Source organism: Bacillus sp. JJ1503 (assembly GCF_036965125.1).
Taxonomy (GTDB): Bacteria; Bacillota; Bacilli; order Bacillales; family Cytobacillaceae; genus Cytobacillus.
Genome location: NZ_JBALOZ010000202.1, coordinates 1 through 3,369, shown reverse-complemented (window position 1 = coordinate 3,369; position 3,369 = coordinate 1). Strand labels below are relative to the sequence as shown.

Genomic DNA, 3,369 nt, shown 5'->3' with positions numbered 1-3,369 from the left:
AAATAAGGGGGTTATTTTTTTGATTAAGAAGAACAATCTTTTGCTCATGTTAGCGCTTGCATTTATTTTAGTGCTGTCAGCATGTAGCGGAAAAAGCAACACTACCACTGAGGAAACTCCTGCTAAGGAAGGCGAAACGCCTAAGACAGAAGAGCCAGCAACTGGTGGCAAAGACTTCGTCTATGTTACAGGATCAGATGCACCAACTTTAGATCCACATGGAGTGAATGACACTGCATCTAATACTGCAACAACCCAACTATATGAGCGTTTGACAGATTACGCACCGGATGGATCTGTTGTTCCATTACTTGCTACTGAATATAAAGCAGTAGATGATACAACTTGGGAATTCAAACTTCGTGAAGGAGTTAAATTCCATGACGGAACAGATTTCAATGCTGAAGCTGTCAAAATGAGTTTTGAGAGAATTATCGATCCAGAATTTGCTTCACCAAAAGCGGTTATTCTTAACGTGATTACAGAAGTTAAGGTTATTGACGATTACACAATTCAAATCATTACAGAGAAGCCTTTTGCTCCGCTGCCAGCTCACTTAGCACATAACGCTGGTTCAATCATCGCTCCTTCTGCTCTTAAAGAAGAAAAAGATGGCGGTAAGAAAGTTGACGAAAATCCAATTGGTACAGGTCCTTTCAAATTCGATACATGGAACCGTGGTGCTGAAATTAATTTTGTTAGAAACGATGAATATTGGGGAGAAAAGCCTTCCATTGAAACTGTTGCGATCAAAGTTGTACCAGAACAAGCTACACGTGTAGCAATGATCGAAACAGGCGAAGCTCATCTTATGCTAGTAGGTGCTTCTGATGTTACTCGTGTAGAAGCGATGGATGGAATCGAGATCGACCGTGTTCGCGGTACTCGTATGGACTACGTAAGTTTCAACTTGAATAAAGCTCCATATGACAACATTAAAGTTCGTCAAGCGATTGCAATGGCTATTAACAAAGATGATGTTGTAAACGGAATCCTAGATGGTCAAGGAGTTCCAGCTGTTGGTCCATTAGCGCCTACAGTTGTTGGTAACTACCAAGACTTAAAGCCACTTCCATATGATGTAGAGGCTGCGAAGAAATTACTTGCAGAAGCTGGATTTGCAGATGGTTTCAAAACAACGATCTATGTAAATGAAGGAAGTAAAGAGCGTGCGGATATTGCGGAATTAGTTCAAGCTCAATTAGCTGAAATTAATATCGAAGTAGATATCCAAGTTATTGAGTGGGGAACATTCCTTGAGAAAACAGCAGCTGGTGAGCACGAATTATTCGTTCTAGGCTGGACTACAGTAACAGGTGATGCTGACTACGGCTTATACGCATTATTCCATTCTGCTAATCATGGATCAGTTGGTAACCGTTCATTCTACACAAACGCTAAAGTGGATGAGTTACTAGATAAAGGACGTACAAGTACAAATCAAGATGATCGTAACGAAGCATACAAAGAAGTTTCTGAAATTCTTGTAGAAGAAGCACCAATGGTATACCTGCATCATCCTGACTTTGTTCATGCTACAAACGGAGTTGAATCTGGTTTATTCGTAAACTTCAGTGGAACTCCATTCTTTAAAGATATTAAATTAAAATAATATCATAAAAGTACAACCCCATTTCTATTTTTGAAATGGGGTTGTACTTTTTTAATAGAATAAGAGAGAAGGGGTCACCCTCTCTCCATTAGACGTACATTTTATCTTCTTCCTTCTTGAAAAAGCTCTTCATGGCGTGAAATACATCCACTTTTTGTTTTAAAATATAGTAACGGAAATCATCATGTTTGATATTTTTATATGCGGACATGAGGGTCGAATGGCGGTTGTATTGGTTTACCTCGCCATAGCCAAACATATTGGAAACCTTCATTAGCTCTTCAACTAGCTTTACACAGCGGGCATTGTCGGAGGTCAAGTTGTCACCATCGGAAAAGTGAAATGGATAAATATTAAATCTGCGGGGATTATATTTTGCCTCAATAAGTTCTAATGCTTTACGGTAGGCTGAGGAACAGATCGTACCGCCGCTTTCACCTTTTGAAAAGAAATCTTCCTCTGATACAACCTTTGCCTCCGTATGGTGTGCAATAAATTCAATTTCTACGGTTTCGTATTTCGTCCTCAAAAATCTTGTCATCCAGAAGAAAAAGCTTCTAGCCATATACTTTTCCCATATTCCCATTGAGCCGCTCGTATCCATCATTGCTAATACGACTGCTTTGGAATCAGGCTTAGTGACTTCATTCCATGTCTTGAACTTTAAATCCTCTTTATAAATGGGATGGAAGCTAGGCTTTCCGGTCATGGCATTTCGTTTAAATGCTGTCATCATCGTTCGTTTCTTATCAATATTCCCCATTAAGCCTGTTTTTCGGATATCATTAAATTCAATGTTTTCAACAAGAATTTCTGCTTGTTCTTTTCTTTTTAAATTGGGAAGCTCTAATTGTTTAAAGAGTGCCTCTTCAATTTCCATTAACGAAACTTCAGCTTCAAAATAATCTTCACCAGGCTGATCGCCTGCTCCCTGCCCTTTCCCAGGTCCTTTTTGATTACTTGATCCATCACGGGCCACTACATCACCAATGCGGCTATCTCCATCTCCTTGGCCAACATGTTTGTTCTTATCATAATTATAGCGAATTTTATATTCGTCTAGTGAACGAATCGGGATTTTTACTACTTCCCGACCATTCGACATGACTATACTCTCTTCTGTTATAAGATCAGGTAAATTATTTCGGATGGCATCCTGAACTTTTTCCTGATGGCGCTGCTGGTCATCATGGCCTTTGCGATGGAGGGACCAATCTTCTTGAGAAATCACAAACTGATGGTTATTTATTTCGGTCACATTAAGCCCTCCTTTAATCAATTTCGCCTGGGCGAAATTGCGCCCAGATATTTATCGAGCTTGCTCGATAATTTCCTCTAAAAAATCTGAGGCATCCGCCGGAGGCTTAACTTCATGCAGCCGGAGTTTGAACCCCTACTGAGTTAGATACAATTTTGCGTTCAACAATCACATTTAGGAGTGGGAGACTTCTGCTGAATGAAGTTAATTTCGCGCACAATTCTAACTAAACAACATAGAATATCGAGAGTGTCAACAGAACAGCGCCTAGCTATTATAAAATGGCTTCATATAAGCTAAATACAATGTATAGCTAGACAATGGAACTTGGTTAATGCTCATTTAACCAATCTTACATTTCACAAATCCAATTGACAAAAGGCTCTTAACCTTTTTTCTTCCTTTGGACAACTTAAGGATAAGAATGTTTATTACTTTATCCTATGCAAGAACGCGAAATAATTTACAAATAATTTCGATAATAGAGTAGTTCCGCTTT

2 protein-coding genes are annotated in these 3,369 nt (G+C 39.1%); one reads left to right on the top strand and one right to left on the bottom strand.

Features of this window, described 5'->3' with window-relative positions; all coding sequences use genetic code 11:
- Positions 1-19 precede the first annotated feature (19 nt).
- Entirely contained in the window at positions 20-1,612 is a 1,593-nt protein-coding gene (locus V7149_RS15695; protein ID WP_335346549.1) for a glutathione ABC transporter substrate-binding protein, read from the top strand.
- A gap of 88 nt (positions 1,613-1,700) precedes the next feature.
- Here V7149_RS15695 and yhbH read toward each other — a convergent pair whose 3' ends face one another.
- Positions 1,701-2,870: a sporulation protein YhbH gene (gene yhbH, locus V7149_RS15690; protein WP_335346548.1), complete on the bottom strand. Its 1,170-nt coding sequence runs from the start codon at positions 2,868-2,870 to the stop codon at positions 1,701-1,703.
- Positions 2,871-3,369: the final 499 nt, after the last annotated feature.